Annotated in this window: 27 protein-coding genes and 1 pseudogene; 23 read left to right on the plus strand and 5 right to left on the minus strand. The window is 26.5% G+C overall.

From position 1 onward, the window contains the following. The first annotated feature begins 75 nt into the window (after window positions 1–75). The 4 genes from JWF52_RS10065 to JWF52_RS10080 all read left to right on the plus strand — a co-directional run bounded on the left by JWF52_RS10065 (window position 76) and on the right by JWF52_RS10080 (window position 3,396). A complete protein-coding gene (locus JWF52_RS10065; protein ID WP_208333434.1) occupies window positions 76–792 on the plus strand; it encodes a PadR family transcriptional regulator in 717 nt (238 codons plus the stop codon). Between the two features lie 86 nt (window positions 793–878). Further along, window positions 879–1,625: an ABC transporter ATP-binding protein gene (locus JWF52_RS10070; protein ID WP_286184095.1), complete on the plus strand. Its 747-nt coding sequence runs from the start codon at window positions 879–881 to the stop codon at window positions 1,623–1,625. Window positions 1,626–1,636: 11 nt separating this feature from the next. Continuing rightward, on the plus strand, window positions 1,637–2,383 hold the full coding sequence (locus JWF52_RS10075) for an ABC transporter permease (protein WP_208333435.1): 747 nt from the start codon (window positions 1,637–1,639) through the stop codon (window positions 2,381–2,383). Further along, window positions 2,383–3,396 (plus strand): ABC transporter permease, encoded by a 1,014-nt coding sequence (locus tag JWF52_RS10080; RefSeq protein ID WP_208333436.1) that lies wholly within the window; start codon window positions 2,383–2,385, stop codon window positions 3,394–3,396. Before JWF52_RS10075 ends, JWF52_RS10080 begins: the two co-directional genes overlap by 1 nt. A 53-nt stretch (window positions 3,397–3,449) precedes the next feature. On the opposite strand, the gene JWF52_RS10085 is transcribed toward JWF52_RS10080, so the two are convergent. Then, window positions 3,450–3,884 carry an FtsX-like permease family protein gene (locus JWF52_RS10085; protein WP_208333437.1) on the minus strand — a complete coding sequence of 145 codons (435 nt, stop codon included), beginning with the start codon at window positions 3,882–3,884 and terminating at the stop codon, window positions 3,450–3,452. 487 nt (window positions 3,885–4,371) lie between these two features. Between JWF52_RS10085 and JWF52_RS10090 the strand changes: the two genes are divergently transcribed. Next, window positions 4,372–5,106 carry a class I SAM-dependent methyltransferase gene (locus JWF52_RS10090; protein WP_208333438.1) on the plus strand — a complete coding sequence of 245 codons (735 nt, stop codon included), beginning with the start codon at window positions 4,372–4,374 and terminating at the stop codon, window positions 5,104–5,106. Window positions 5,107–5,295: 189 nt separating this feature from the next. Here JWF52_RS10090 and JWF52_RS10095 read toward each other — a convergent pair whose 3' ends face one another. Together JWF52_RS10095 and JWF52_RS10100 are read right to left on the minus strand one after the other, a co-directional pair. Next, window positions 5,296–5,730 carry a DMT family transporter gene (locus JWF52_RS10095; RefSeq protein WP_208333439.1) on the minus strand — a complete coding sequence of 145 codons (435 nt, stop codon included), beginning with the start codon at window positions 5,728–5,730 and terminating at the stop codon, window positions 5,296–5,298. A 13-nt stretch (window positions 5,731–5,743) separates the two neighbouring features. Continuing rightward, window positions 5,744–6,163, minus strand: a complete 420-nt coding sequence (locus JWF52_RS10100; protein ID WP_286184096.1) for a DMT family transporter — start codon at window positions 6,161–6,163, stop codon at window positions 5,744–5,746. A 132-nt stretch (window positions 6,164–6,295) separates the two neighbouring features. Here JWF52_RS10100 and JWF52_RS10105 point away from each other — a divergent pair, with 132 nt between their 5' ends. From JWF52_RS10105 to JWF52_RS10140, 10 genes are all read left to right on the plus strand, one after another. Next, window positions 6,296–7,009, plus strand: a complete 714-nt coding sequence (locus tag JWF52_RS10105; RefSeq protein ID WP_353654916.1) for a cyclic nucleotide-binding domain-containing protein — start codon at window positions 6,296–6,298, stop codon at window positions 7,007–7,009. Window positions 7,010–7,061: 52 nt separating this feature from the next. Further along, window positions 7,062–7,727 (plus strand): glycerophosphoryl diester phosphodiesterase membrane domain-containing protein, encoded by a 666-nt coding sequence (locus tag JWF52_RS19295; protein ID WP_286184097.1) that lies wholly within the window; start codon window positions 7,062–7,064, stop codon window positions 7,725–7,727. Between the two features lie 11 nt (window positions 7,728–7,738). Continuing rightward, window positions 7,739–8,854, plus strand: coding sequence for a glycerophosphodiester phosphodiesterase family protein (locus JWF52_RS19300; RefSeq protein ID WP_286184098.1), 1,116 nt, complete (start codon window positions 7,739–7,741; stop codon window positions 8,852–8,854). Between the two features lie 300 nt (window positions 8,855–9,154). Beyond that, on the plus strand, window positions 9,155–9,370 hold the full coding sequence (locus tag JWF52_RS19305; RefSeq protein WP_286184099.1) for a hypothetical protein: 216 nt from the start codon (window positions 9,155–9,157) through the stop codon (window positions 9,368–9,370). A 47-nt stretch (window positions 9,371–9,417) separates the two neighbouring features. Then, a complete protein-coding gene (locus JWF52_RS19310; RefSeq protein ID WP_353654917.1) occupies window positions 9,418–10,020 on the plus strand; it encodes a polysaccharide deacetylase family protein in 603 nt (200 codons plus the stop codon). 110 nt (window positions 10,021–10,130) lie between these two features. Beyond that, window positions 10,131–11,576: a sensor histidine kinase gene (locus JWF52_RS10120; protein ID WP_208333440.1), complete on the plus strand. Its 1,446-nt coding sequence runs from the start codon at window positions 10,131–10,133 to the stop codon at window positions 11,574–11,576. Next, on the plus strand, window positions 11,576–12,226 hold the full coding sequence (locus JWF52_RS10125) for a hypothetical protein (protein WP_208333441.1): 651 nt from the start codon (window positions 11,576–11,578) through the stop codon (window positions 12,224–12,226). Before JWF52_RS10120 ends, JWF52_RS10125 begins: the two co-directional genes overlap by 1 nt. Continuing rightward, window positions 12,227–12,877 carry a response regulator transcription factor gene (locus JWF52_RS10130; protein ID WP_208333442.1) on the plus strand — a complete coding sequence of 217 codons (651 nt, stop codon included), beginning with the start codon at window positions 12,227–12,229 and terminating at the stop codon, window positions 12,875–12,877. Between the two features lie 177 nt (window positions 12,878–13,054). Then, window positions 13,055–13,378, plus strand: a complete 324-nt coding sequence (locus JWF52_RS10135; RefSeq protein ID WP_208333443.1) for a PadR family transcriptional regulator — start codon at window positions 13,055–13,057, stop codon at window positions 13,376–13,378. Between the two features lie 2 nt (window positions 13,379–13,380). Then, window positions 13,381–13,929 carry a DUF2812 domain-containing protein gene (locus JWF52_RS10140; protein ID WP_208333444.1) on the plus strand — a complete coding sequence of 183 codons (549 nt, stop codon included), beginning with the start codon at window positions 13,381–13,383 and terminating at the stop codon, window positions 13,927–13,929. 84 nt (window positions 13,930–14,013) lie between these two features. Here JWF52_RS10140 and cdd read toward each other — a convergent pair whose 3' ends face one another. Then, entirely contained in the window at window positions 14,014–14,430 is a 417-nt protein-coding gene (gene cdd / locus JWF52_RS10145; protein WP_208333445.1) for a cytidine deaminase, read from the minus strand. Between the two features lie 191 nt (window positions 14,431–14,621). On the opposite strand from cdd, the gene JWF52_RS10150 reads away from it, so the two are divergent. The 3 genes and pseudogenes from JWF52_RS10150 (at window position 14,622) to dhaK (ending at window position 18,892) form a co-directional block, all read left to right on the plus strand. Continuing rightward, window positions 14,622–15,659 carry a PocR ligand-binding domain-containing protein gene (locus tag JWF52_RS10150; protein WP_208333446.1) on the plus strand — a complete coding sequence of 346 codons (1,038 nt, stop codon included), beginning with the start codon at window positions 14,622–14,624 and terminating at the stop codon, window positions 15,657–15,659. A 309-nt stretch (window positions 15,660–15,968) separates the two neighbouring features. Then, window positions 15,969–17,108 (plus strand): glycerol dehydrogenase, encoded by a 1,140-nt coding sequence (locus JWF52_RS10155; protein WP_208333447.1) that lies wholly within the window; start codon window positions 15,969–15,971, stop codon window positions 17,106–17,108. A gap of 24 nt (window positions 17,109–17,132) precedes the next feature. Then, window positions 17,133–18,892 (plus strand): annotated as a pseudogene (dhaK, locus tag JWF52_RS10160) (dihydroxyacetone kinase subunit DhaK). Window positions 18,893–18,965: 73 nt separating this feature from the next. Here the strand turns inward: dhaK and JWF52_RS10165 are convergent. Further along, window positions 18,966–20,081, minus strand: coding sequence for an anaerobic sulfatase maturase (locus JWF52_RS10165; protein WP_208333448.1), 1,116 nt, complete (start codon window positions 20,079–20,081; stop codon window positions 18,966–18,968). A gap of 162 nt (window positions 20,082–20,243) precedes the next feature. Here JWF52_RS10165 and JWF52_RS10170 point away from each other — a divergent pair, with 162 nt between their 5' ends. The 5 genes from JWF52_RS10170 (at window position 20,244) to JWF52_RS10185 (ending at window position 24,458) form a co-directional block, all read left to right on the plus strand. Beyond that, window positions 20,244–21,266: an SIS domain-containing protein gene (locus JWF52_RS10170; RefSeq protein ID WP_208333449.1), complete on the plus strand. Its 1,023-nt coding sequence runs from the start codon at window positions 20,244–20,246 to the stop codon at window positions 21,264–21,266. A gap of 44 nt (window positions 21,267–21,310) precedes the next feature. Then, the gene (locus JWF52_RS19315) at window positions 21,311–21,436 is read left to right on the plus strand and encodes a phosphoheptose isomerase family protein (protein WP_286184100.1); all 126 of its coding nucleotides are present in this window, start codon (window positions 21,311–21,313) and stop codon (window positions 21,434–21,436) included. Between the two features lie 90 nt (window positions 21,437–21,526). Further along, window positions 21,527–22,402 (plus strand): tagatose bisphosphate family class II aldolase, encoded by an 876-nt coding sequence (locus JWF52_RS10175; RefSeq protein WP_208333450.1) that lies wholly within the window; start codon window positions 21,527–21,529, stop codon window positions 22,400–22,402. Continuing rightward, window positions 22,380–23,327, plus strand: coding sequence for a 1-phosphofructokinase (gene pfkB / locus JWF52_RS10180; RefSeq protein ID WP_208333451.1), 948 nt, complete (start codon window positions 22,380–22,382; stop codon window positions 23,325–23,327). The genes JWF52_RS10175 and pfkB overlap by 23 nt, the downstream gene beginning before the upstream one ends. Before the next feature lie 156 nt (window positions 23,328–23,483). Further along, complete coding sequence (locus JWF52_RS10185; RefSeq protein ID WP_208333452.1) at window positions 23,484–24,458, plus strand: N-acetylglucosamine kinase; 975 nt, start codon at window positions 23,484–23,486, stop codon at window positions 24,456–24,458. Window positions 24,459–24,479: the final 21 nt, after the last annotated feature.

Consider the following 24,479-nt stretch of genomic DNA (forward strand, 5'->3'; position numbering starts at 1 on the left):
ATTTAATTATATACAATATTGTATATATAATAATCTTAACAAGAGAAAAATGAGTTTAATAACAAGGAGATAATCATGGTAAAATTAATTATTTTATATTACCTAAATATAAAATCAACTCATGGATATGAAATCCAAAAATTTATCCAAGCAACAGGGCTTGATGTATGGGCAAAGATAAAATCAGGTTCTATATACTATGCATTAAGTAAGATGGAAAAAAATGGTGAAGTTGAGTTATATAAAGAAGAAACACATGGTTCTAAAGTGAGAAAAATATATAAAATAACTGAAAAAGGAAAACTTGAACTTAAAAACACGATAAAGCAAGAATTAGATAAACCTCTTATGCCAATTGGTACAGATAAATTTATAATACCTATAACCTTTAATAGATTAGATAAAGAAGATGCGACTAAAATTATAAATAAACATATTAAAAATCTTGAAGAAACATTGGATTACTGGGAATACTGGAAAAATATCAAGATAAATGAATCCACTTTAGATGTTGAAAGAATATCTTTTGAAATGACAGTAAGTGGTATTAAAGATTCTATAAGATGGCATAAGGCAGTAATAGATGAATATGATGAATATATAAAATACAGCCAAAGCCAGGAAGTTATGATTAAAAATATTGATTTTGGTGAAGTAGAAGAACAGAACAATATAGATAAAAAATTAAACCAAGAAAGAATAGAAGAACTTAGAGAGATTATATTAAATAATCCCCAAAAATCAAAAGAGGCTTTAGAAGAACTTATGAACTTAATGAGTCATAATAAATAAAAATGCAGTAAGTATTACTGTATTTTTATTTAAAATTTATATACAATATTGTATATAAAATATTTTATATAAAATGGAGGCTGAAAATGAATACAATTTTAGAAATTAAATCTCTTAAAAAAAGCTTTGGAGAAAAGCAAGTAGTTAATGGACTTAGTTTTAAAGTAAGAGAGGGGGAAATCTTAGGATTTTTAGGTCCAAATGGAGCAGGTAAAAGTACAACAATAAGTATGATAACAACTATACTAGATAAAGATTCAGGTCATGTATTGTTTGAAGGAAGAGAAGTAAGTGAAGATGATAATAATTTTAAAAAGTCATTAGGATTTGTACCTCAAGATATAGCTTTATTTAATGATCTAACTGCATATGAAAATATTAAATTCTTTGGATCATTATATGGATTAAAGGGAGAAATATTAAAGGTTAGAGTAAAAGAAATACTAGAATTGGTAGAGCTATATGATAGAAAAAATGATTATCCAGATTCTTTCTCAGGTGGTATGAAAAGAAGACTTAATATAGCTTGTTCAATAGTTCATAAACCTAAGATACTGATAATGGATGAACCAACAGTAGGTATTGATCCACAATCAAGAAATAATATTTTAGAAGTAACTAAAAGTTTAAAAGAAGAAGGAACAACAGTAATATATACGTCACACTATATGGAAGAAGTTGAATCTATATGTTCAAGAATTATTGTAATTGATAATGGAAGTATTATTGAAAGTGGAGATAAAGAAGAAATAAAAGCTAAGTACAAAGAAAAAGGTTTAAATAATTTAGAAGAAATATTTTTATATCTTACAGGTAAAGAACTAAGAGATTAGGGGGGCAGGTTATGAGCGAGTTTAAAGTATTATTTAACTTAGGTATAAAAAGAAGAATAAAAGATTCATTTTTAATAGGATATGGAGTAATCTTTCCATTAATGTTAATTGTAATCTTAGGATATATGGCAACCAATTATTACTCAGGAGAAGAAGGTATAACTTCATATTACTATTACTCTATGGTAACTATTCCATTTTGCACATTTTTATCATCGATAACTCTTATATATATTGCAAGAGAAGAAAGTTTATATAAATGTGGAGAAAGGTTTATTATAGCTCCTATTAGTAAAACAGCTATAGTGTTTTCAAAAATAATTCCATCTACAATATCTATATCAGTGTATAATTTTGTTTTACTTATTATATGTAGTTTAGTGTTTAAGGTTGATTTTAGAGGTAGATTTTTAGAAATATATGTTTTAATTATAAGTTTAGGGTATATGTCATCTGCATTAGGAACTTTTATAGGATTATGTAGTAAAGATTTTATGACTATTAAAAATATAGTAAGTACTCCAATTTTAATTATGGCAGTTTTAGGGGGAAGTTTTTTTCCAATCGGTTCACTAGGAAAAATATTTGAATCTATAAGTTATATATCACCTTTAACTTGGGTAAATAGAGGGATTTTTATGATGATAAATGATAATACAATGAATATATATATAATTTCTGTAGCTATAACATCTATATTAGGAATTATATTTACAATAGCATCAATTAAATCATTTAAGAAGGAGGCGTTTATATAATGATAACATTGCTAGTTGCTAAAAATGAATTTTTAAGAAGTTTAAAAAATAAGAAAAAGTTATTATTAATGATTTTCTTACCATTAATATCAATAGTTTTAGCTATAGGTGTAAATAGTTTAATGAAACCATCTATTAATATAGGAATTATAGAAAATTCAAAAAAAAGCAATTACTTTGAAGAGAGCATTAAAGATATAGATAGAATAAAACTTAGTACAGCTAATAAGAAAACTATTAATACTGATATGATTTTAGCTAAGTATTTAGGGATTGTTGAGTTTAAAGAAAATAATAACTTTGAAGTTTACTGTTTAGATGAAAATATGAAAGTAAATATAGAAAAAGCTGTAGCTGATATTATTAAAAATGGAGATACAAATAAAATTAAGAGTCTACTTAATATATTAGAAGAAGGCAGTTTGAGTCAATCTCAAAGAGGTAGTGGATTTATACTTCTTACATCAATGATAACTTGTATTACAACAGCTACTATTTTAATAAAAGATAAAGAAGATGGTATATTAAATAGATACTCTACATCACCTAATAAATTATCTAGTTATATACTAGGTAACTATACCTATAATCTATTAAATACTATCATACAGGTTATAATATCAACATTATTATTATATTTATTAAAAATAAATATTGGAATTGGTATAGGAGAGTTTATTATAATAGGTATAGTAATATCAATTGTTACATCAAGCATAGCAACTTTAATTACTATTTTATCAAAGAGTGAATTACAAGCTAGTTTATTAGCATCTTCAATAGCTCTTATAATGTCTTTATTTGGAGGAGCATTTTTGCCAATAGATAAAATGCCAGAAGCTTTGAAATTTATAAGTAATTTATCAATAACAAAATGGATTATACAACTCACATCTTCAATAGAAAAAGGTATATCTTATGAAGGTAACTTAATGATAATATCATATATTACTTTATTATCATTAGGAATATTATTAGTAGCGATTAAAATCGGTAAAAGAAAATATATATAATAATTAAATATAAGAAATCCCATTAGTAAGTAAATATTAATGGGAATTTTATATTATATAATTTTCTTTTCATTTATTATATTTAAACTTTCAAAATAGCTTGAAAAGAAGTATATTCCATATACTATAATAACTATAGCTATTGTTGATAACAGATTTTTAACAATTCCTATTTGTGTTATTTCTGGGCTTACAACAAATATGGATTTAGATAAAAATATAGTATTTGCAAGATCTAAAGCTAATGGAATAGCAAACAATATAAATACTTGTATAAATATTGATTTTTTCATATCTTTTTCACTAACGCCAAGCTTTTTAAGTAATTCAAATCTTTCTTTGTTAACAGTTGATTCAGTAAGTTGTTGAAGAGCTAATATAGCACCAGCTGATATTAGTAATATAACACCTATATATATTGATATAAAAGAAAATGCAACATTAAGTGAAATTTTCTCTCCATCTATAACCAATTTATAATTTATCATATAATTTTGAAAATCACTAAGATTATATCTGTAATCAGAATAAGTAGAAATAAATCTATTTTCAGTTTCGTTATTTGCTTTCTTATTTCTCTAAAAATGTAAAAACCATCATATACAGGTAAATTAAGATCAAGAAGAACTAAATCAGGATGTAAATTAAGAATAGTTTATATTATATTTTGATAATCATCACTGATAGAACATTTATAACCATTTTGTTTTAGAAGAGTAAGTACTTCATTTTTAAGTTTTTCTTCATCTTCAACTATGAAAATTTGTTACATATATATCCTCCATAAATTTAAAACTTTATTTATGATTACTATTTTACCATAATATAGGTTATTTTAACCCACTAAAGATATTATAATGAATATGATAATAAATAATACAGAAATATTCTTTAACATATATTACAGAAATAGCTATGTTACAATAATTATAAATAATATAAATATTTTAATAAACACTTAAAGGAGAAATTAAGATGAAGGAAAATAAATATGATAATGATAATTTTTTTAATCAATATAAGCAAATGAATCGCTCGATTAAAGGACTTGCTGGTGCTGGAGAATGGCATGAACTTAAAAAAATGCTACCAAAATTTTTAGGAAAAAGAGTCCTAGATTTAGGTTGTGGTTTTGGATGGCACTGCAAATATGCAATTGAAAACGGAGCAAAGTCAGCAGTGGGAATAGACGTATCAGAAAATATGTTAGAAGAAGCTAAAAAAATTAATTCAGATAAAGCTATTGAGTATATTAAAATGTCAATAGAAGATATAAATTATCCTAAAGATTCATTTGATGTTGTAATAAGTTCACTAGCATTTCACTATATAAGATCATTTAAAGATATATGTGATAAGGTATATAACTGTCTTACAAGTGGTGGAGATTTTGTATTTTCAGTAGAACATCCAGTATTTACAGCTCAAGGAAAACAAGATTGGCATTATGATGAAAATGGTAACATAATCCATTGGCCAGTAGATAATTATTTTACTGAAGATATACGTAAATCAATATTCTTAGGTGAAGAAGTTGTAAAGTACCACAAGACGATGACTACTTATATGAATACTTTAATACAGTCAGGTTTTGAAGTAACAGGGATAGTAGAACCTATGCCAGAAGAATCCATGTTAAAAGAAATACCTGAAATGTCAGATGAATTAAGACGTCCAATGATGCTATTAATATCTGCAAGAAAAAAATAAATAAAGTTTTATTAATACATAAAAAAGAAACTAAAAGTTAATATATCAAGGTGCTGAAAATCATAATCTTTAGGTGTTTTACCTTGAATATACTAAATATGTAATTTCAAATTTTTCTGTAGAACCACCAAAGGAATATAACTTATAAGTATATAAAATAAAAGCCGTATCATAAAATTGATACAGCTTTTATTTTATATTATCTATAAATAGATTATATCCAAGTCCAATTATTACTAAAATACCTCCAATTAATTGGTAAATAGAAAGGTACCCACTAGCTATATAATCTATTAAAATTCCTGTGAAAAGTTGTCCAATAAATATTAAAAGAGTTAAATAAAAAGATGTAACTTTAGAAGTTAAGTAAGAAGATAAAGTAACAGATATAACCCCTACAAGCCCTCCAGTATAATAAAGCCATGGAGCACTATAAGACTGAGCACTAAAAAGTTTAAAAGTTTCTCCACTTATAAACAGCAGTAAAAGTGAGCCTATAAGACCTAAAACATAGTTAAAAAATGTACTTTGATACATGCCTATTTTATCAGCTAAAATAGAATTAACAGACCTAGAAGTGACAATTGTAATTCCTGATAAAACTGCAATAATTATATAAATCATAATATTCTCCTTATTATATAGTCATCACAAATATACCTAATATAATGATGACAAACCCTATTATTTTCTTTTTATTAAATTTATTTACTGGTAAGTTAAAGTATCCAAAGTGATCTATAATTATAGATGTAATTAATTGACCAAATAACCCAAGGGATATAGTTAATGAAACACCTAACTTAGCAAAACTTACATTACTAAATATAACTGTTAAAACGCCTATAAGCCCACCTGTAAACATATAAAAAGGTACACTCTTAAGATTTTTAATTTTTGATTTTGTTGCAATAATCACAATTATAATTCCAACAAGCCCTATAACATGTATTATGACACTAGAAGCATAATTACCGGAAGCTTTTCCAACAGTACCATTTAAAGAAACCATTAAAGCTAGCAATGCTCCTGTAAAAACTGAAATAATATAATTCATTATCAATTCCTCTTTTCCTATAATAATTAATAAAATACCATAAATAATTAATAAAAATAATGACATATGTCACATATATATATAAAATAGAAATGATAATAGAAAAAATAGAAATTGAAAGGATAAATTAGAGTGAAAAAGATAGAAGATTTATTTGTTATAGAGAGTTATTACAATGAACTAAATATGAGCAAATTCTTTGACAAAGATATGAAAGAAAACATAAAGTTATTCAAGTTTGAAAGAAATGAATACCTATGTAGAGAAGGGGAAGATATGCCTTATTTTATATTTCTTGTAGAAGGAAAAGCTAAGCTATTTAAGACATTACCTAATGGCAGAACATTACTTTTAAGTTTTTATACACCTCTTAAAGTAATTGGGGATATAGAGATTGTAAAAAATCAAGCAGCATCGGGCTCAATACAAGCATTAAGTGATTGCTACGCCTTAGTTGTACCTATGGAAAAAGCTAGAGAAGAGTTAATAACAGACAGTAAATTTTTAAAATTTACTTGTGAGAGTTTGGCAGAAAAACTCTTTGTAATAAGTATGAATAGCTCTATAAATCTACTTTATCCACTTGAAAATAGATTAGCTAGTTATATTAATGAGTTATCAGTTCCAATGAGACATTCAAATTCTAAAGAATATATAAATTTTGATGAAAATTTGATTAATATAGCTGAACTTTTAGGAAGTAGCTATAGACACTTATTAAGAACTTTTAATGGATTGTGTAAAAAAGGAGTATTAGAAAAAGATGATATTGGATATAGAGTTATTAATAAAGAACTTTTAACCCAATTAGCAGGAGATTTATATAAAGATGCTAAGTTTTTATAAAAATAAGCTAATAGGTTAATATATAATAAACAAAAAATATAAAGGAGCATCTATGTATAAGAAAATTTTAAATAAATTTATATTATTAATGAGATACAATTTTTCTACATTAATTCTATTTGAATTATTTCATAAAGGATTAGCATTGATAATTGTATTGCCATTTATTAGGTACATAGTTAATAGTTCGCTTAAAAATTCAGGTATGATATATTTAAGTACAGATAATATAGTAAAAATATTAACTAATCCTATATCAATAATTCTAATGTTTTTATCAATTGTAGTACTAGCTTTTTATATGTTTTTTGAGTTTACATCTGTAGTTATTTGTTTTGAGAAATCCTCTAAACTTGATAATATAGGATTATTTGAATTAATTAAAATATCAATACAAAAATCTATAAAAATATTTTACCCTAAAAATATATTACTTATAGTTTTTGTACTATTAATAATACCATTAACTAATTTAACTTTAACTTCAGGATTTATAGGGAGTATAAAAATACCGGAATATATATTAGATTATATAGTATCTAATGAAATTTTAAGTATAATATATATAATATCAATGCTGATTTTATATGTTTTAGTTATTAGATGGATTTTTAGCATTCATGAAATTACATTAAAAACAGATAGCTTTAAAGAAGCAAGGGAAAAAGTAATAATCTTACAAAAGGAAAAAAGATTAAGATACTTATATACTCTGTAAGATTATTTACATTGATTGCTATAATAAGTTTTATTATTTATTATGCAGCAATTATATTTATAGGATTGTGTACAAAGTACTTTACTGATGCTAGTCATTTAAAACAGATATTTATAAGTAGATCAATTATGTTTAGAAATTATGCAATATTTATTTCATCAATTGTATCATTTACAATTAGTATTGGTCTTATTTCAGCCTTTTATTATGAATACAGTGAAGTTGAATTTTATAAATATAGTAGAAAAATAAATAAAAAATCAAGAGACAAAAGTATATTAAAAATAATAATTATTGCTGTACTTATACACATGGAATCAATGGCATTTTCTATTAATAGTAATAGATTATATAATACTGAGTTTTTTTATAACACTACAGCAATATCACATAGAGTTGGAGGAATTTTTGCTCCTGAAAATACTTTAGTTGCATTTAATGAAGCTTTTAATAGTCAAGCGGAATATGCAGAAATTGATGTTCAAGAAACTAAAGATGGAGAACTTATTATAATTCATGACTCAAACTTTAAAAGAACTACAGGAATTGATAAACATGTATGGAATGTAAATTATAAAGAGGTTAAAAATTATGATGCAGGAAGTTATTTTGATTACTCGTATAAGGGTGAAAAAATACCAACTCTTGAAGAGGTAATAAAATATACTAAAGGAAAAATAAAATTAGTAATAGAAATAAAAATTCATGGATATGAAAAAGGCGATATAGAGAGAAAAGTTATAGATTTAGTAAATAAATATCAAATAGAAGACCAATGTATTATAGCGTCTATGGATAAAAATGTATTGAAAAAAGTAAAAAAACTAGATTCGAATCTTACGACTTGTTATTTAACAGCAATTGCATACGGCAATTTTTATAATTGGGATTACGTTAATATATATGGAATTGAGTCAACTTTTGTAAATCAAGAAATTATTGATAAGATACACAAAGCAGGCAAAAAAATTTTTACATGGACTATTAATAATCAGGATATAATGGAAAAAATGATAGATTTGGATGTAGATAGTATAATTACCGATAATCCATACTTTCTTCAAGATACAATTTATTGGAAGCAAAATGGATTTATTAGCAAAATAGCGAATAAAATATTTGATTAATAAATTATTAATCTTGCAAATTAGATAAATTAATTTTAAATAAAAAACTACTTAATAAATATTTAAGTAGTTTTTTTATTATTCAATATATTTGAGTTGAATTTTATAGTGTTTAAATTATATATTATGCAATTGAATAAGACATAAAAACTTAAAAAATGATAAAAAACTACATATTTTACAACTTTGAAACAATTATATTACAAAAAAAATATTTGTAGCCATTAATATATATTTAGTAAGTAGGAGGGAGAAATATCCCACTATAAAACTACTAAAATGACATTGGAGGAGAATCAAGTGAGAAGAATGAATTATAAGAAAATAGCTGCAATTGTGGGGGTATCAGCAGTACTAGTATCTAGTTTAGGAGTAAGTAATTTACAAAAATCCGAAAAAGAAAATATAAAAGTAAATAATGTACAAGCAAAGAATATACAAAAGCCAAAAGAAGAAATAAAATATAAAAATACTAATATAGAAGGACAAAAACATATTTATGATGCAAAAAAATAGGAGAAAAACTTAGTAAATGGGATTCATCTAATGATGGTAAAAAAGTAGTGTTTTTAACTTTTGATGATGGATCATCTAATAGTGTTACACCGAAAATTTTAAAAACATTAGACGAAAATAATGTAAAGGCAACATTTTTTATTACAGGTAAAACAGTAGAAAATGGAGGAGAAAAGTCAAGAAAACTTATTAAGGAAGAATATAGTAAGGGACATGCTATAGCTAATCATTCATATAGTCATGATTATAAAAAGTTATATCCTAACAGAATAGTGAATTTAGAATCTTTTAAAGAAGATTTTAAAAAGAATGACGATATACTAAAAAGTATACTAGGAGAAAATTTCTCAACTAGAGTACTTAGACTTCCAGGTGGACATATGTCTTGGAAAGGTACTGATAAATTGGATGTACATTTAAATGAAAGTGATAGAGTGTCTATTGACTGGAATGCATTAAATGCAGATGCAGAAGGTAAAAAGAAAAATGCACAAGAGTTAGTAGAACATGCAAAAAAGACATCAAAAGATAAAGAGATGGTAGTTTTATTAATGCATGATACTTATGGAAAAGAAGAAACAGCAAAAGCTTTACCAGAAATAATAAAGTACTTTAAAGATAATGGATATGAATTTAAAACTCTTGGATAATTTTTAATTAAATCACATAATAACGTTAGTCTAAGGTATAATAAAGTATAAATTATATCTTAGATTATAAGAAAGTATTCTATAATTTATTAGAATAAATGGTGATAAAAATGAAGTTTTGGAAGAAGATATTTTCATATTCAGTTATGTTATTTCTGATACTATTTAATGGAGCAGGAATAATATTAATAGAAAAAATACATAGTGATAGTTTGGAAACTGTAATAAAGTCTACAATAGATAGATATTCAAATATAGAAGCAATTATATATTCAAATACAGATTATTTAGTTGATTCTGATATTGATATTGAGAATTCAGTAAGCAATAAAAACTGGTTAGAAATTATTATAAATGGGTATTCCATAGATTATAATATGGTAAAACCTAATATTGAGATATACTCTAAAGATAACAAGCTTATTATGTCAAACTCAAATATAAAAATAGATGAGGTTAGAAAAGAAATAATTCATGCTAAAAAGAATGAAAGGTCATTTCTAATAAGAACTGTTAACAATAAGAAATATTTATTTGTAAGTTCTATTATAAATTTAAAGAATACTGATTTTAAATTCATATTATCAACAAATATTGAATATTTATACATACAAAAAATTAATAATTATAAATTTTTCTTAGCTTTAGATATAGTAATATCTATAATTTTAGCTATAGGAATGTATATTATTTCAAAGAAATTAACGGATCCAATAGTAAGGCTTAGTAAAACATCTAAAGATATAGCTAATGGAGATTATACTAAAAGGGTTATGGGAAATAAAAATAATGATGAGATAGGAGTTTTAGAAAATAATTTTAACATTATGATAGATGTAATTGAAAATAATATTGAAGAGTTAAAATATATGAATGAGTCAAAACAAAGATTTATAGATAGTTTAAATCATGAAATAAAAACGCCTATTACATCAATAATAGGATACTCAGAACTATTACTAAAGGGAAAAGTAAGTGAAAGCACTAAGATAAAATCACTTACATATATTAATTCAGAAGCAAAAAGATTGGAAGTATTAAATTCAACTTTACTTAAATTGATATTAATTAGGGAAGAAAAAATAAATGAAGAAAAAATCTCAATAAAAGAGTGTATAATAAATACATACAGTTCATTAAGATATAAATTTGAAACAAATAATATTAATCTAAAAATTGATATAGAAGATGAGTATATATATGCAGATAAACAATTAATTATAGTATTACTAACAAATATTATGGATAACTCAATAAAAGCATCTAATAAAGATGATAATATTAGTGTATCTGGAAAATATATTAAAGATGATAAATCGTATATTTTAAAAATAAAAGATAATGGGATAGGTATACCAGAAGAAGATATAGATAAAATTTTAGAACCTTTTTATATGGTAGACAAAGCTAGAAGTAGAAAAAATAATGGAGTAGGTTTAGGTCTATCTATATGCTATGAGATATGTAAAGTCCATAACATTATTTTTAATATAAATAGTAAAGTAGATTTAGGAACGGAAGTTATTCTTAAATTTAGCAAGGAGAATAAATCTTAATGAAAAGAAAAGTATTAATATTGATGATTTTTGTATTTATTATAATTTTAGTTTTTATGTCTAAAGTAAAATATTCTTTTAAAGAAGACTTGCTATATAGTCAAAGTGATTTATCTAATTATGATGGAAATCAGAATGAAAATAATAAATTAGTGTCAAGGCAACAAGCCATAAATATAGCAGTGAAAACATTTAAATATGGTTTAAATATTGATTTAACTGCTTCTGATATGAATCAATATGTAAGTTTGTACAAAAACTTTGCAGAACAAAGTAGCTATATATGGCAAATAGGGTGGAATAAAAAAGATTTATCAAAAACTTATACATGTTCAATAGATTCAGTATCAGGAAATATACTTTCAATATATATAACACCACGTGAAAATAAATCAAATGATATATATCCAATTGATTTAGATGATAAAGAAGTTTTATTGATTACAAAAAAGTTAACTAATGAGCTAGGTATAGATTTAGATCAATATAATATGGAACGTAATTATAATAAAAACGGGGAGCTACAGAGAAATAAAGATTTTAAATTTATAAATAAACATGATGAAAATAATATATTTAAGATTAGTATTGACTCTATAAACAAATCAATTGCGACATATGAAGATAAAAGTATTTCAGGAGGAGTATAGATGAAAATATTAGTAGTAGAAGATGAAGATGCTATTAGAGATTTGATAACGATTAATTTAGAAATGGTCGGCTATGAGGTATTTAGTGCAGAAGATGGCTTGATAGCCAAAAAATTTTTAGAAAGTGAATCTGTAGACTTAATACTACTTGATGTTATGATACCAGGGATAGATGGATTCTCATTAATTGAGCAAATTAAAACGTCTGAAGTTCCAGTAATTTTTGTAACAGCTAAGGAATCTGTTTTAGATAGAGTCAAGGGCTTAAGATTAGGAGCTGATGATTATATAGTAAAGCCTTTTGATACAATGGAACTTTTAGCAAGAATTGAAGTTGCTTTAAGAAGATATAATAAAAATGAGGATGTAATTAAATTCAAACATTTGCAAGTATATACTAATCAGAGAATAGTCAAGATAGATAATAAAGAAATTTATTTAACAGCTAAGGAATATGATTTATTGTTTTTATTTCTTCAAAATAGAAACATAGCTTTAGCTAGAGAGCAGATACTAGATAGAGTTTGGGGATTTGCATATATAGGAGAAAGTAGAACTGTAGATATTCATGTTCAAAGAATTAGAGAAAAGTTATGCTTAAAAGATCATATAAAGACAGTTTTTAAAGTAGGATATAGACTTGAAGATTAATATTTTAAAATTAAAACTTAACTTAATATAATGAATTAAAATGACCTATTTATAGGTCATTTTTTATTAAATAACAAGTTGACAAGTATTACGGTTGGCGATATACTTATATTACGTCAGACGATATATCGTCAAGTGATATAATGTTTAACGTAATATTATAAAGGAGGTATAATAATGGGAGAAAGCTTTCAACGAGGGGCTTTGACAGAAGCCACTTACTATATACTTCTGGCCTTGTGTGAACCTAGACATGGGTATGGAATTATGCAGTATATAACAGAAGTTAGTAATAATAGAGTTAATTTAGGTGCAGGTACTTTATATGGTGCATTAAATACATTAGTAGAAAAACAATGGATAAAATCTGTTTCTACAGAAACTAGAAGTAGAAAAAAAGAGTACATTATTACCCAAGATGGAATTGAAATTCTAAAAGAAGAAATGAGAAGACTTGAAGAATTAATTCAAACTGGCAAAAACATATTAAAGGGGGAATAGACGTGCTACAAAAAATACACAAACTTTATTGTTCTTATGAAAAAGAAGAAAAGTGGTTAAATGGTATGGCAGCTAAAGGAATGATGTTAAAGCAGTATAATGTAGGTACTTATTTTTTCGAAAAAGATATCCCGGGAAAATATATTTATAGAATAGAATTATTAGAAAATCTACCGAGTCATCCTGAGAGTAAGTCATATATAGAATTTATGGAAGATACAGGAGTAGAATATATTTGTTCATATATGAGATGGGTTTATTTTAGAAAAAAATCAAGCGAAGGTCCCTTTGATTTATACTCAGATTTAGATTCTAAAATAAAGCATTACAATAAAGTTTTACAGTTATTTTTAATTGTATTCTTTATAAATTTAATGGCAATGATTTCTAACTTAGTTATGGGGATACAAGCTATGGTAAACCGTAATATATATGTTAACCTAGGTTTTGCAGCTATATCTTTTATAGTAGCATGTCTAATTGGGCGTATTATTTGGGTATATAAAAAGAAGGTAAAAAAATTAAAAAAAGAAAAGCAATTAGTAGAATAAAAGTAAAGAAAAATAAATTTTAAATAATATTAAAAATAAGTTATCCCTAGTAATAGTTATTATTTGAGATAACTTATTTTTAATCTATTTTAAATCTTTGTTAGTAAATCCTAATGGAAGAAGTTCTTCTAAAGTATATTCTTTAAATTCATCTTTATTTTTAGCAAGATAAATTTTAAATGTTTTAGGATTGCAAAACTCTGCTATTACCTGTCTACATACTCCACATGGTGCACAATATTCAGTTTCTTCAGCATCACTTTTATTTCCTACTATAGCGATTGCAGAGAATGTACGTTGACCTTCTGAAACAGCTTTGAAAAATGCTGTTCTTTCTGCACAGTTAGTTGGTGTGAAAGCTGCATTTTCTACATTACAACCTAGATATATTTTCCCATTTGTACCAAGTAATGCTGCCCCAACATTAAAACCAGAATATGGCGTATAAGCAAAGCTTTGAGCTTCATAAGCTTTTTCAACTAATAATTTCGCGTCTATCATTAATTTCACCTAACACTTTCTATAATATAATACTTTTATATTATACTCAAAAATAAGGATAATAATAAAAGGATTATTATTATAACATTAATAGATTAAAATGTATATAAATTAATAGTAATTAGACAGATTATCTTTCAATTGATATAATTTTATACATAAGCATAGTAGACTCAGAGGAGCTGTTAAAAGTGAAAAAGGGTAATTTAAATTTAGACAAAATAATAGATTTTAATAAGTGGCAAAAACTACAAGATTCTCTTGCACTAGTTACAAAAATGTCAATGATTACTGTTGATTATAAAGGAAAGCCAGTTAGTAAGCACAGTGAATGCCATAAGTTCTGTGAATCAGTAAGAGCTAACAATCAGATGGCAAAATATTGCCAAAAATGTGATTCAAGAGGTGGGTTAGAGGCTGTACGCTTAAACGAACCATATATATATTTATGTCATTATAATATAGTAGATGTTGCTATACCTATTATTATAGATGGTAGGTATATAGGGGCAATTATGGCAGGCCAGGTAAAATTATCTGATGATAATGCTACTGAACTATTGGAAAAAATAGTGACAACATCACATAAATCTTTGGCAGAGGAAACTCTTAATGATCTTAAGGTGTATTATGATGCATTACCAGTATTATCTTATGATGAGGTAAAAAATATTGCAAATATGCTATTTTCATTATCTTCTTACTTGATTGAAGAAGCATTAGATAAAAACTTGCTATTAGAAATGTACCAAAACTCAATAAAAAATGAAACTAAAGTAGACTCAAATATATTTTCAGGATATAGTATACAAAATATTGAAAATGTAAAGAGAGAGATATCGAACGTTATGATAGATGCTTATACAGACAGGAAAACTTATAGTAATGAAAAAATGAGTAGGATAAGTTCTACAATAAAACCGGCAATAAATTATATTTATGAAAATAAAAGTGAAAATGTATCAGTAGAAAAGATGGCTAAGATTTGTCATATAAGCCCAAGTTATTTTAGTAGATTATTCTCAAAAGAAATGGGAGATAATTTTTCTAACTATATATCTAGATTAAAAATAGAGTGGTCTAAGAGTATGCTTGAAGAAACTGAGATATCTGTTAATCAAATTAGTGAAGAGCTTGGATTCAACGAGGCAGGTTATTTTATAAAGATATTTAGAAAATATGAAGGGATTACGCCTTCTGTTTACAGGAAGTATTATAAGGATAAGTAGATAAACTAAAATAGATATTAATCAGTTAAATAAATAAAAAGCGCTATATTCAAGTTTATTAAATTTGTATATAGTGCTTTTTATTGTTGAGATATAGATTTGCTATATTTATAGGTGAAAAATGATTAAAATGGTTAAGAGCTTAACAATAAGTAAAAAAATTACAATATTATAATTTTATATCATAATATTACGATTTTAAATTGTAATATTATGACATATTAATCTAATGTAAAAATAGGAAAACGATACTATAATTAAAAATAAGAAATAGGAAATAGGAAATAAATATAGATGGGGGAATTTTACATGAGAAAAGCATTTATTTGTCCAATGAAATACGTACAAGGGGAAGACGAATTACTAAACTTAGGATATTTTGTAAAAACATATGGAGAATCAGCTTTATTAATAGCTCATCCAGATGATGTAGAACGTGTTAAGGATAAACTAGATTTAACGTCTGAAAAATTCAAAATTAAATTTGTAGAGAGTGGATTTAAAGGAGAATGCTCAAGACAAGAGGTAGCAAGATTACAAGAAATAGCTAAAGAAAATGGATGTGCTTGTACTATAGGTCTTGGTGGAGGTAAAGCTATTGATACAGCAAAATGTGTTGCAGAAGGAGATGCATTAATAATTGTTCCAACAATAGCTGCAACAGATGCTCCAACAAGTCACTCAGCAGTATTATATACACCAGATGGATCTTTTGATGATTATGCATATTTTAAACAAAGCCCAAGTGTAGTACTTATAGATACAACAGTTATAGCAAAAGCACCAACTCGTTTCTTAGTTTCAGGAATGGGAGATGCGCTATCTACATACTTTGAAGCAAGGGCTACATCAAATTCGTACTCTAATGTTAACGCAGGTCTACCTTGTGGATTTAGAGAAGGGATGTGCGGTGAAGCAAAAGGTACTAATACAGCACTAGCACTTGCTAAATTATGCTATGAAACTCTTTTAAATGATGGACTAAAAGCAAAAGTAGCATCAGATTGTAATTTAGTAACTCAAGCTTTAGAAAATATTATAGAAACAAATATTCTTTTATCAGGTCTTGGATTTGAAAGTGGAGGCCTAGCTGGAGCTCATGCAATACATGATGGATTAACTATTTTAGAAGGAACACACAAGTACTTCCATGGTGAAAAAGTAGCTTTCGGTACAATAGCTCAATTAGTACTTGAAAATGCACCAGAAAGTGAAATCAATGAAGTACTAAACTTCTGCTTAGAAATAGGATTACCAGTTTGTTTATCAGATATAGGAGTAGATAGTATTACAGATGAAGAACTTATGGAAGTAGCAAAGAAAGCTTGTATACCAGAAGAATCAATATACTCTATGCCGTTCCCAATAAGTGTTGAAGCAGTTGCTGCGGCAATTATTACAGCAGATAAGTTAGGTAAAAATTATAAAGCAAAAAAGAATGGAAATTAAATATACATTATAGAGGTGTAAAGTATGAAAAAAATAATTAATAAACCAGAAACTGTAGTAATGGAGATGTGCAATGGTATAGCTATGGCACATCCAGAATTAGAGTTTGTGAAAAAATATAAAGTAATGAAGAAAAAAGAAATAAATATAAATAAAGTTAGTTTAATCAGTGGTGGAGGAAGTGGTCACGAACCAGCACATTCAGGCTTTATAGGAAAAGGGATGTTAGATGCTGCTGTTTGTGGAGATGTATTTGCATCTCCATCACAAATACAGATTTATCAAGCGATAAAAGAAACAGCTAGTGAAAAGGGTACACTTTTAATTATAAAAAACTATAGTGGAGATATGATGAACTTTAAAAATGCTGCTCATTTAGCAAGTGAAGATGGTATAAAGGTTGATTATGTTAAAGTAGATGATGATATTGCAGTTGAGGATAGTTTATATACTGTAGGTCGCCGTGGAGTAGCAGGTACCGTGTTAGTACATAAAATCGCTGGAGCAGCTGCAGAACAAGGCATGTCATTAGAAGAAGTGAAGGAAGTAGCACAAAAGGCTATAGCTAATGTTAGAAGTTTAGGTTTTGGGCTTACATCGTGTACAGTGCCAGCAAAAGGTACACCAACATTTGATATAGGTGAGGATGAAATAGAATTTGGAGTAGGTATACATGGTGAGCCAGGAATAAAAAGAGAAAAAATGGCTACAGCTGATGAGTTAGCAAAAAGAATAGTTGATTCCATATTAAAAGATATGAATATAAATGATGAAAATCAAGAAGAGATTGCTTTATTAATAAACGGATTTGGAGGAACACCTTTACAAGAACTATATTTATTTAATAACTCTGTAGCTCGTGAATTATCTCAAAGAAATATTAAAATTTGTAGAACATTTGTTGGAAATTATATGACAAGTATTGATATGGAGGGAGCATCTGTATCAATTATGAAACTGGATGAACAACTAAAGCAGTTATTATCTGAAGAAAGTGATACTCCTGCATTTAAAGTATCTGGTCCAGTTGAAGAAGTAGAATATATAGATATAAATACAGAAGATAATGAAAAAGATTTAGTATCTTATAAAGTAGAAACATATGAAAAATATTCAAATATAATAGATAATAAAATAACTCTAAACAATATGATATATATAATAGATAAAATGAGCGAAGTCATTATTGAAAATGAAGTGCCATTTTGTGAATTAGATTCTCATGCAGGTGATGGGGACTTTGGAATGAGTGTGGCTAAAGGATTTAAACAGTTAAAGAGAGAATGGAAAGATATACTTTCAGAAGATGATATGAATATAGGTAAGTTTTTAAATGCTTGTTCAATGGTAATAATGGAGTATTGTGGAGGAGCATCAGGGCCAATATGGGGATCTGCATTTAGAGCGGCAGGAAAGAAGTTGGAGAAAATAATGAGTTAACATTATCAGGTTTTGCAGATATGATGCAAGCAGCTGTTAGTGGAATTCAAGCTACAGGAGAAAGATCTTTTGGACGTGGAGCAGTAGTAGGAGATAAAACTTTAATAGATGCATTGGTTCCTTGTGCTGATTCTTTAGTAAATAGTTCAAAAGAAAATCATAGTTTTAAAGAAGCTTTCGCAAAATCAGCTGAGGCTTCTGTTAAAGGAGCTAAGTCAACAGAACAAATAGTGGCTCGTATGGGGCGTGCAGGAACTGTAGGAGATAGAAGTTTAGGTTATCCAGATGCAGGAGCTTATGGATTGGGTGTAATATTTACGGAGATTTCAAATAGTTTAAAATAAATTTACTATATAAATATAATAATATCAAAAGTTATAAAAAACTGTATCATAAACAGATGATACAGTTTTTTTATTAAATAAGTTTAGAAATGCAAATAAGTTTGTTTATATTATTATCTAAAAAATGTATAATGCTTTCACATTGATAGTTAAATGAAGGAACACCATTTATAAAAGGCTCTAAATTACGTCTACAGCCTCCACCACAAAGCTTAAAATATTTACAAATTTTACATTTTTCATGAATATATAAAGACCTTTCAAAGAAATTTTTAGCTTTATTAGAAAACCTAATATATTTTAAGGAACTTTCATGAATGTTACCAAGCATCCATTTATCAATACAATAAAAGTCACAAGGATAAACATCACCATTAGATTCTATTACAGTATGTAAACTACAAAATCCGCCCATACCACAGCTAGTAGGGTTACATCCTTTTAACACGTTTATATAATCCATAAAGTTTCTAATTTCAATAAACTCACCGTTTTTAATATCTTCAAACCATAAATTAAAAAGTTTATTCAAAAACTCAAAATAGCTATTACTATCTAAATAATAATCAGAAGCTAATTTTTTTGACTCATCGTATTTAAAATCTTTAATACAAGGTATAAACTGAAGGTATTTAAGACCATTTTTTTTATAAAAAGCGTAAATTTCATCAATGTGTTTTGAACTTTGTTTAGTCACAACACACAATATATTAAAATCAACATTATATTTTTTTAATAAATCAATACCATTAATTACCTTATTAAAAGTACCATTTTTATTATAATCAACTCTATATAAATCATGAATATCTTTAGGTCCATCTAAAGAAACTCCAACCAAAAAATTATTTTCTTTAAAAAATTTAGCATAATTTTCATTTATATTTATTCCGTTTGTTTGTATTGAGTTTATTATTTTAATATTTTTAGTATTAAATTGATTTTGAAGGGATATTACTTTTTTATAAAAATCAATACCAACTAAAGTAGGCTCTCCCCCTTGAAACATAAAATTACAAGTTTTTATATCTTCATTTAATGTACTTTCAATAACCTTTTTCAATGTACTTTCATTCATAAAACCATTACTATAAATTTCTCTATTTTTAGATGAATCCTTGTAAAAACAATAGTTACAGTCAATATTACAACTACTTGAGCTAGGCTTAATTAGTATTGTCATGTTCATAAAATCCTCCACAATAAAACATTCTACTTAGACTATAACATACAAATAATACCAAAATCTATTTAATACAAAAAAACAAAACGTAAGAACAAAATTGCAAATACATATCGATTACAAAAATATACAATAGGAGTATAAAGGTTAATAAGGGGGCAGACATTAATGGAAAAAGTAATAGAAAGATTATTAGGTATAGAAGTTGAAAAATTAGAGGAATGCAAAGGTTTAAATACAGCTAAAGAAATAGTACAACAACCAGATGCATGGAGAGAGGCTGTAAAAAATTTAGTAGATAATAAAGATGTAATAAAGTCATTTATGGATAAATTTATGGCAAAAGATAATTTTAGAATAATATTAACAGGTGCTGGAACTTCAGCATTTGCGGGTGAAACTTGTGAGCCATACTTAACAAGTATTATAAATAAGAGAGTAGAAGCAATAGCTACAACTGATTTAGTGGCAAGTCCTAAAAATTATTTTATAAAAGATATACCAACACTTTTAGTTTCTTTTGCAAGATCTGGAAATTCTCCTGAAAGTGTGTTTGCAGTAGAATTAGCAAATCAATTAGTGGATGACCTATACCAAGTAGTAATAACTTGTAATGAAGAAGGAAAACTTGCTAAAAATACAAGAGAAGACGAAAAAAGTTTATTACTTTTAATGCCATATCAAACTAATGATTTAGGATTTGCAATGACAAGTAGTTTTACAACAATGGTTATGAGTGCTATGGCTGTATTTAATATAGATAACATAGAAAATTATGCAAAGGATGTTGAGTTATTAGCATCTTTTGCAGATAAGTTTTTAGAAGAAAATGCTGATAAAGTAAATGAACTAGTAAGTGAAAAGTTTGAAAGAATAATATATTTAGGTTCAGGAACTTCTAAAGGTATAGCAAGAGAAAGTGCTCTTAAAGTACTTGAATTAACAGCAGGAATTGTTAATGCAAGTTATGATACACCACTTGGATTTAGACATGGTCCAAAGTCAGTGATAGATGATAGTACAGTTACTGTTATTTATATATCAAATGATGAATATACTAGAAAGTATGATTTAGATTTAACTAAAGAAATGATACATCATAGAAAAGAAGACAAAGTAGTAGTTGTTGGATCAAATATTGATAAGGAAATACTAGATAAATCAAATTATAACTTTGATTTAGAAAAATAAATTATAGCGTTAAAAATGAAGCATTACTTCCACTTCAACAGATAATGTTTGGACAATTATTATCATTCTTAAAGTCAGTTAACTTAGGAATAACGCCAGATAATCCGTGCCCAACAGGTGAAGTAAATAGGGTAGTTCAAGGGGTAATATTACATGAATTAGATAAATAAAATTAGTTATTAGCATTTAATCAAGTTGTTCAAATGATCTATAAAAAAGGTCCATTGCTAAAAAATTATAACACACAGGGGGATTTAAAAATGAGTTTAATATCAACAAAACAAATGTTACTTAAGGCACAAGAAGAAGGTTATTCTATTCCAGCTTTTAATATACACAACCTAGAAACTATACAAGTAGTACTACAAGCTGCAAGTGATTTAAAATCACCAGTAATACTAGCAGCAACTCCATCAACTGTAAAATACGCTAATGAAAATTATTTATTAGCAATAATAGAAAAAGCAAGTGAAATAAATGATATCCCTGTAACGTTTCATCTAGATCATCATGAGAATGTAGAAGATATAAAAAGAATAATAACACTTGGATGCAAGTCGGTTATGATAGATGCATCTAAGTATGAGTTTAATAAAAATGTTGAAATAGTTAAAGATATAGTAGACTTTGCTCATAAATATGGTGCAACAGTTGAAGCGGAATTAGGTAAATTAGGTGGAATTGAAGATGATTTAGTAGTAGATGAAAAAGACTCTTATCTTACTGATCCTAATGAAGCAGTAGAGTTTGTAAAATTAACAGGAGTTGATTCACTAGCCGTAGCAATAGGAACTGCTCATGGATTATATAAAAGTGAACCAAAATTAGATTTTGATAGATTAGAGAAAATAAGATCTATGGTAGATGTACCTTTAGTACTTCATGGAGCATCAGGTGTTCCTTATGAAGCAGTGCAAAAGGCAACAGATCTTGGAATATGTAAAGTAAATATAGCAACAGAACTTAAAATACCATTCTCTAGTGCTATAAGAGAATATTTTAAAGAAAATCCAGGGGCATCAGACCCGAGACAATATTTAGTTCCAGCTAAAAAGGCTATGTATGATGTAGTAGTTGAAAAAATAAAAATGTGTAAGAGTGAGAACAAAGCTTATGCTTACAATAATAACATTTAATCCATCAATAGATAGACTATATAAATTAGATACGTTTGAAGTTGGGTCTGTACAAAGGGCTAAATTTGTAAATCCTACTGCTGGAGGAAAAGGTTTAAATGTTGCTAAAGTTGTAAAAAAATTAGGGGAAACACCCACTTGTCTTGGCTTTTTAGGTGGATTTAATGGAAATTATATAGAAAGTAAGATAGAAAAAATAGGTCTTAAAAATGAGTTTACAAAAATATATGGAGAAACTAGAATCTGTTTAAATATTATAGATAAAAATGGAGTAAGCACAGAAGTTTTAGAAAAAGGTCCGATAGTTAATGATGAAAATATAAAGATATTTGAAGATAAATTAGAAGCAGTTTTAAAAGATACAAAGGTATTAGTTGCATCAGGAAGCTTATTATCTGGTCTACCTAAAGAATATTATTCAAAGATTGGTAAATTATGCAATGATAAAGGTATAAAGTTTATATTAGATACCAGTGGTAAGCCTTTAGAGCTAGCCCTTGATTCTAATATATATTTAATAAAGCCTAATCAAGATGAACTAGAATATTTAACTAAATCAAAAATAAACTCTAAGGAAGATGCAATAAATGCAGCTAGAAATTTAATAGATAGAGGTATAGAAAATGTATGTGTATCTATGGGTAAAGATGGAATGATTCTTTTAAATAAGGATAGTGTCTATGAAGTTGAAATACCAAAAATAGATGTATTAAATCCAGTTGGAAGTGGAGATTCATCAATAGCAGGATTTGCATATGGAGTAATTAAAAATTATGACTTAGAAGAATGCTTAAAATTAGCTAATGCATGTGGAATGTCTAATGCACTTTATATGGAAACTGGAAATATAGAACTAGATGATATTAAAAATTTTAAAAGTTCTATAAAAATAAATAAATATAAAAATAGTGGATTCAATGTATAAAAATAAGTCATCGATATGTTATTCAAGTAAAAATAGTTTATAAAGTAGCAAATATAGTACATAAAGTCTTAATAAATCTATGTATTATATTTGCTAAAATTATATTATAGTGATTTTAAATTAATACAAAAGATTTTTATAAATAGGGGGAATTTTATGTATTATATAGGCATTGATGGTGGAGGAACTAAGACAAGCTTTACATTAATAAATAAAGATGGATTAAAGCTAGGTCAATATATTACAGGAACAACGCACTATGAACAAATTGGTTTTGAAGGTGTAGAAAATGTTTTAAAAGAAGGTTTTAATTTATTAATATCAAGTTTAGATATAGATAGAAAAGATATAGATGCAATATTTTTAGGAATTCCAGGGTATGGAGAAGTAAAAAGTGTTAAATCAAAACTTGATAAAATAGTTGAAGATTTATTTGAAGATATAAAATTTAAAGTTGGAAATGATGTTGAAGTAGGACTTTGTGGATCCCTTGCTGGAAAAGATGGGATAAATATTGTAAGTGGAACAGGATCAATTGCACTGGGGAAAGATTCTAAAGGAAACTTCACTAGATGTGGTGGATGGGGAGATTATGTAGGAGATGAAGGATCTGCCTATTGGATAGGTAAAAAAACTTTAGAAGTATTTTCAAAAGAAGCAGATAAGAGAATTGAAAGAGGAGATCTTTATAATAATATAAGAGAAACATTAAACTTAAGTGATGATTTTGATATAATTGATTATGCAATAAATACTTTAAAGAAAGATAGAACAAAGATAGCTGAGTTTTCAAGTATTTGTTGTGAAAGTGCTAAGGCAGGAGATAAAAATGCCATAAAAATATTTGAAGATGCAGCTTATGAATTAGGACTATTAGTAAAAATGATAATAAATGAATTGGACTTTGAGAATGAAGTATTAGTATCATACTCAGGTGGAGTATTTAAAAGTGATGAAATAATATTAAATCCATTAAAAGAAGAATTAAAAGAGTATAATGTAAAACTTATGAAACCTGTACTAGGTCCAGATGAAGGGGCGTGCTTACTAGCATATAAATTAGGCGAAAATGTAATAAATGAAGGTATAATAGGAAATTTAACTAAAGATATAGTATCACAAACTGTATAATATAATAAAAAGAGGAGTAAG

This window comes from Clostridium sp. CCUG 7971, from assembly GCF_017590215.1.
Classification (GTDB): Bacteria; Bacillota; Clostridia; order Peptostreptococcales; family Peptostreptococcaceae; genus Faecalimicrobium.